Consider the following 6,260-nt stretch of genomic DNA (forward strand, 5'->3'; position numbering starts at 1 on the left):
AAAATAAATCCAGGGGTGACGATCGCTAACACAACCGCAACAATCCGTATCACTGGCAGGGACTGATGCCAGCGTTGAGCCAGGGCTGAACATACGCCTGCAATGACTTTGTGGCGACGACTTCGGTAAAAAGTAGCCGGAGGTTGCCCTGAAATGCCTGCTGTGGTTCGCGATTGCTGATGGTTGAAAATCCAGGCAAGCAGCAGCCCGATCGCTCCTACAACCGCCGATGGAATGGTAAAAATCGCCAGCCAGTGGGACATTACCAGCCCAGAGATCGCGTCTCCCAGCCAAACCGGATCGGGACAACGAAAGCCGACAGCTTCCGCCGAACACCCGAAGCGTTTAGCCAAAGCAAATGCGCCCCAAGTTACGAGCAATGGCGAAATTCCATAGAAGACGCAAACACTCAGCAAAAACAAGTGCCAACGGGTGGAAAGTCGTCGGAAAAATGCGATCGCGGCGATCGCGGGGCCAACTAATAAAAATACGTAAATCAACGACATGTAAAACATGAGTTTTCCTAAATTAAGGCTCTCGATTTAGTTGCTCAACCGTTCATTAATTTAACGATCTGCAATTGTTTGCCATTCTTGAATCGCTATAGATGGGATTTGTAACTCAATGGCGGAGCCAGTGAGCATCGGTAAAGTTAGCTGAAGGGAAATTTTAGATTGCAACTGTGATAGCACGGGTTGAATGTCGTATTCGCCAACATTAGCTAACGCGGTTGCGCCCTGAGAAATTTCGTTAGTAACATCTTTTGCAGTCAAAGTTTGCCCCGTTGATGTAGTCAGGGTTAGCGATCGATTATGGTCTAATTCCACGGCACCAAGAAAGCCCACCAACCGCAGGGAAACCATCTCACTACCGTCGGGACGAACGCGCTTGAAGGCGACTACCTGCCAAGATTTTCCGGTGCGATCGCGCAGGTTTTGGCGGGACTGGTAGAGCATCTGTCCTGGAGCTTCTTCAATTTGGGTTACAGTAGCAAAGGCGGATAGGGGACTGAAAATTACTAGCAAAACACAGATCGAAGCAGCTAGTAGCCAGCGAATCGGGCGAATTTTAGACATGTTCGAGTAGATAAAGTTCATCATAAAAATTCTCATTAAAGTTAGTTCTTTTGACAGTTTTAAGTAACTAGTGACTTTATTGCTTAACAACTAATTCTCCTGCTGCTTTCCAGCCGACAAAGCTAGGGGGAAATCCTTGCACATTGTCGTAATTAAATAGATGCAGCGTCATTACTCCCATGCCAGATCGGTAGCCAGAAGAACAGTACAGAACTACAGGGCGATCGGTTGGAATTTTACTTAAATTTCGAGCTAAAGTTTGGAGCGGAATATTTATTGCATTAGGGATATGTCCCGCTCGATATTCAGATGCTTCTCGCACGTCCACTAATAAGGTTTGAGAGTTTTCTAACAGGCTTTTTAGATTTTCGACACTGGCGATCGTGTAATAACCTGCTGGCATTGACATTAGAAATCGATCGATTCTTAATTCCAGATTGAGCGGTTTAGATGGATTTGGTGTCTTTGATTGAGATATCGATGTGGTTTCTGCGAGAGTTGCCGCTAAAATTGAGTTTTGCCCAGGATCGATCGAGAAGCAAGACCAGATTGCAAATCCCAATAATATGGTCTGAATTAATTTCTTAAACATCATAGTTTTCTCGTAAAATAGATTTAATACTCCTAACACCAGGATTGTTCTTCTGGAGGATTGTGCAGTAATTCGCGAATATTGGCTTCGATAACTCGATAGCCCACATTGCCATTTAGCCGCTGCCGTCCTTCATTGAAAATCAGCGTAGGGCTGACTGTAACTGTATGTTCTTTCACCAAGTCAAAATCTTTGGAAAGTTGAGCGTATGCCTCACCACTATCGATCTGAGCTTGAATTGCAGCGACGGACAATCCTAATTTTTCGGCAATTTCAAATTGCACCTGGCGATCCGAAACATTTGCCAATTCGGTAAAAAATGCCTCTCGAAATGCCCAGATTGCTTTTTCAAATATCTGTTCAGATCGATCTACTAAACCTTTCGTTTCTAGTAGTTGAATCGCGTGAAGAAACAGATGACAGGATGTAGATGAAGGTGGTGTAACTTTCGTCCAAATGTCAGGATGAACGGTAATGTGGTCGAATTTTTTGACGACATCTAGAATGTGGTTGCTGTATCCTGTCCATCCGCCTCGATCTTGCCAACGATTTTCTAGCTTTTCACGAGCTGTACCATAGACGGAGACGAAGTGGTGTTCGATTTCAATTTGGTCTTGAAAGGTTGTTTTCAACTCATTGAGCCGAATTTGAGCAATATAAGCCCAAATACAAAGTACATCAGAAAAGTAAAAGATCCGAATAGGTTCCATTCTTATTTTTGGTAGTTATAGAGTGAGTATAAATATCTGTATTGACTTACCTAAGATCTCGTTTTGTAGTTTGCTTTAATAATTCAAACCAGAGCAAGCTAACCGCTCCACTACCAAAACAAATAGCTAGATCGATCGAGTGTAAAAATGAGAAGCTAAACAAGTCTCGCAAGAACGGAACATATAGCACGATCGCCATAAAAAACACTCCCCCACCAATTACCCACCACAGAGCCGGATTGGGTGACTTCAAGATTTTTAGACTCAGGCGTGAGGTCGAACCTTCACTCAGAATTAGTCCTAGATTAGCTATAATCAACGTCGTAAACGTCAATGCCCGCACATCTAATTCACCTTGCTTGCGGTATGTAGCGATCGCAAAGACTGTCAGAATAATTACTAAGATCCCACCCCCTTGCAGTAGTGCTAAACCCAAAGTTTTCTTGCCGAATAATGGTTCTTTGGGATTGCGAGGCGGACGCTGCATCACATTTGCTTCGGCGGGTTCGGCTTCCAGGACGATCGAACAAGCCGGATCGATAATTAAATGTAAAAAGGCAACATGAATCGGTAGTAATACTAGTGGCAATTTAAACAACACGGGAATCAAAGACATCCCCGCGATCGGAATATGAATCGCAATCAGATATGACATTGCCTTGCGGAGATTATCAAAAATTCGTCGTCCTAATTTGACTGCTTGCACGATCGATGAAAAATCATCATCTAATAACACCAATGCTGCCGATTCCCGCGCAACATCGGTGCCTCGTTGCCCCATCGCAATCCCAATTTGGGCAGCTTTGAGTGCTGGGGCATCATTTACTCCATCCCCAGTCATGGCGACGACTTCACCCTTATCTTTGAGGGCATTAACGATTCGCAATTTTTGTTCTGGAACGGCGCGGGCAAAGATACTGGTATTTTGAATTCGCTGCTGGAGTTCGGTGTCGCTCATGCCATCCAATTCCGCTCCAGTTATCGTATCTCCCGTTTGCAAGCCCACCTGACGCGCGATCGTTTGAGCCGTTTCTGGATAGTCACCCGTAATCATCACCACTCGAATCCCAGCGGTATGACATTCTTGAATCGCCGCTGCTACAGTTGGGCGGACTGGATCTGAGAGTCCGACTAAGCCGAGAAATTGAAAGGGAAAATCGTGTTGTTTGTCTGGTAAATGTTCGGGCGTAAGTACCGGATGCGGTGGCAAAAATGGCGGCGGTGCATCCAAAAGTGACGCTTTGGCAACACCTAATACCCGCAATCCTTGCGCTGCCATTTCACTGACTTGCGCTGTCAGAATTTGCTGCTGTTGGGGCGTAAAATGACAGAGATCCGCGATCGCTTCTGGTGCTCCTTTTGCGGCAATTTCATACTGTTTCCCATCCGCTGACTGCCAGACGTGAGACATTGCGAGTAGCTGTGGTGAGAGCGGATATTCTCGCAACAGTTTCCAATCATTATGCAAATGTTCGGTACCTGCGAGAGAGTAGTTGCCCAACTCCTTAAACGCCTTCTCCATCGGATCGAATGGATCTCGTTGGCTGGCTAGAATACAGAACTCAACTAGCTCATGAACCGACTCAGGGAGTGGCACTTGTGAGTGTAATGCTAAATCGTAAGGCTGAGGATTTTCGGGACGGTTATAAGCGAATAACTGCTGCACTGCCATTTGATTTAGCGTCAGTGTCCCCGTTTTATCTACACATAAAACTGTTGCGGAACCGACGGTTTCAACGGCAGAAGTGCGACGTGCTAAGACATGATTCTGCGAAATCCGCCAAGCTCCCAAGGCGAGGAAGATCGTGACGACGACGGGGAATTCATTCGGCAAAATTGCCATCGCCAGTGTAATTCCGGCGAGGACTCCTTTGAGCCAATCTCCTGTCGTAGCTCCATAAATTACGACAATTGCGACACATAATGCTAGCGCAATCCCAAATAAGCGACTCACCAGTCGATTCATTTCTCGTTGCAGAGGAGTCACTTCTGGCTGCACTTTTTGTAAAGCATTACCAATCTTACCCATCTCTGTCTGAGTACCGATCGATCGCACCTTTACTATTCCCTGTCCCTGTACCACCAAGGTTCCAGAATACACAAATGGTAATTCATCGCCCCCAGGACGTGGCATTTCTACATCCCCCACAGCGGCAATTTTGCGAACGGGTAGGGATTCTCCGGTTAATAACGATTCATCGGTGGAAAGATTGGTGCAAGATAGAACGATCGCATCCGCAGGGACTCGATCGCCTTCTGCTAGCATTAAAATATCGTCTCGCACCACTTCTCGCCCCGCAATCCGTTTGCGCTTTCCATCTCGAATTACCAATGCACGAGGACTAGAAAGATCGCGCAAGGCTTCTAGAGCGTGTTCGGTTTTACCTTCTTGGTAGAGGCTAATTGCTGTCAGGAAGACGACAAAACCCAGCAAAATCAAGGCTTCCTGAAGGTCGCCTAAAATCCAATAAATAATGCCACCACCTACCAGTAAAAGGAAAATAGGATCTTGGATGCTGTCCCAGGCAATTGATAATAGACTCCGAGCTTGAGTTGAGGGAAGTTCATTGTAGCCATCGCGTTTGAGGTTCGCGATTGCTGTCGCAGACGGCAAGCCGTTCGCGTATCGATCGGATAAGCCAGCCACGGGATCGCGATCGTTCTGTGTAGATCCTAGCCGAGCGATTGGAGAAACCATAAGTTTGTTATCACAACTAAATTATTCAGTTCGACTGCCGCTTGGCGGCGCGCTTGAACGATCGATCGCTGGTTGACAACGATTCGATTTATTTATCCCACCATCATCCGGCTGTAATTATGCTCCTAATGATTCGATTCTCCGTAGAAGAGGCTATTGCTAGGGCAAACGCTCCGCTACCGCCAACGGATCGTGTTCAATTGTCAATTTGGGTTGTGCGGTCAAAATTTCGATCCACCAAGCTTGATGGTAATGCCGATCTGTCAGGCGTTCGGCTCGACCCTTCACCATTACGCTCTGCCAATGCGAGGAGTTATGCACTTCTTCAACCTGTAAGCAGATTTCTGGATTCGCATCCATGCCATAAGTTTTGATACCTTCAGTGGTAAATAGATAAATGTCTGAATCTTCGAGGTAGTAATACATTGGCATCGCGCAAGGTTTTCCTTCATAGATGAAGGCAAGATGTCCGTAGCCTACTTGATGGAGTAATTTGCGGATATCCTTTAAACTCATTTCATCGATATTTAGCATAATTATTTTCTCTAAAATTTAATTCTTGGCACAGCCCCTGAGGCAAGGAAATCATCACTATTGAAGTGGGCAGCTTAGTTATTTATGGTTTTATATATTCGTAAATCGGGTCTTATTTGTCCATCAACACAGAACAAGGCGCACGATGGAGGACATAATTACTGACGCTGCCCAAAAGCAACTCGTTGAGAGCAGAAATGCCCCTGTGTCCCATCACAATCAGATCGATATCCTCAGACTGAGCAAATTCACAGATTTTGCGACCGGGGGCACCAGCGATCTGGTGGAATTCAGTTGTAACACCTTCAGCAGTCGATCGATCTGCCAGCGATTTTAATAGATTTAAACTGTGTCGTTCGTATGTTTGCCACTGTTCTCGATATATTTGCAGCGTGTCACCATCCGCAGCTTGAAAATACTCCAACCCAGTCGGCATCGGGATCGATAGAGTATTCTGTTCCTCGAAAGATAGAACATGCAAGAGTACTAGATTAGCTTTGTCAGCCTTTGCAATATCGAGTGCTGTTTTAAAAACATCATGGCTCATTTCCGAGCCATCTATTGCCGCCAAAATCTTCTTAAACATATTAATTTCCGCTATTATTAGTTTGTTTAATGCAATTAGCGATTCCCAGTCCGGCGACGTTCGG

At 45.7% G+C, this 6,260-nt stretch carries 7 protein-coding genes; all 7 read right to left on the reverse strand.

Annotation, left to right across the window (positions count from 1 at the left end; all coding sequences use genetic code 11):
• A partial coding sequence (locus ACEW9J_RS06340) for a PspC domain-containing protein (protein ID WP_373544294.1) occupies positions 1 to 506 on the reverse strand: 506 nt, incomplete at its 3' end.
• Positions 507 to 566: 60 nt separating this feature from the next.
• The gene (locus tag ACEW9J_RS06345; protein ID WP_373544295.1) at positions 567 to 1,076 is read right to left on the reverse strand and encodes a DUF3122 domain-containing protein; all 510 of its coding nucleotides are present in this window, start codon (positions 1,074 to 1,076) and stop codon (positions 567 to 569) included.
• Positions 1,077 to 1,152: 76 nt separating this feature from the next.
• Positions 1,153 to 1,671: a rhodanese-like domain-containing protein gene (locus ACEW9J_RS06350; protein ID WP_373544296.1), complete on the reverse strand. Its 519-nt coding sequence runs from the start codon at positions 1,669 to 1,671 to the stop codon at positions 1,153 to 1,155.
• Between the two features lie 29 nt (positions 1,672 to 1,700).
• A complete protein-coding gene (locus tag ACEW9J_RS06355) occupies positions 1,701 to 2,378 on the reverse strand; it encodes a DsbA family protein (RefSeq protein WP_373544297.1) in 678 nt (225 codons plus the stop codon).
• Between the two features lie 46 nt (positions 2,379 to 2,424).
• Positions 2,425 to 5,076, reverse strand: a complete 2,652-nt coding sequence (locus ACEW9J_RS06360; RefSeq protein WP_373544298.1) for a cation-translocating P-type ATPase — start codon at positions 5,074 to 5,076, stop codon at positions 2,425 to 2,427.
• A gap of 159 nt (positions 5,077 to 5,235) precedes the next feature.
• Positions 5,236 to 5,610 carry a pyridoxamine 5'-phosphate oxidase family protein gene (locus tag ACEW9J_RS06365; RefSeq protein ID WP_373544299.1) on the reverse strand — a complete coding sequence of 125 codons (375 nt, stop codon included), beginning with the start codon at positions 5,608 to 5,610 and terminating at the stop codon, positions 5,236 to 5,238.
• Between the two features lie 112 nt (positions 5,611 to 5,722).
• The coding region (locus tag ACEW9J_RS06370) for a universal stress protein (RefSeq protein WP_373544300.1) at positions 5,723 to 6,260 on the reverse strand (538 nt) is incomplete at its 5' end.

Origin of the sequence: Chamaesiphon sp. (genome assembly GCF_041737865.1) — a bacterium.
Taxonomy (GTDB): domain Bacteria; phylum Cyanobacteriota; class Cyanobacteriia; order Cyanobacteriales; family Chamaesiphonaceae; genus Chamaesiphon.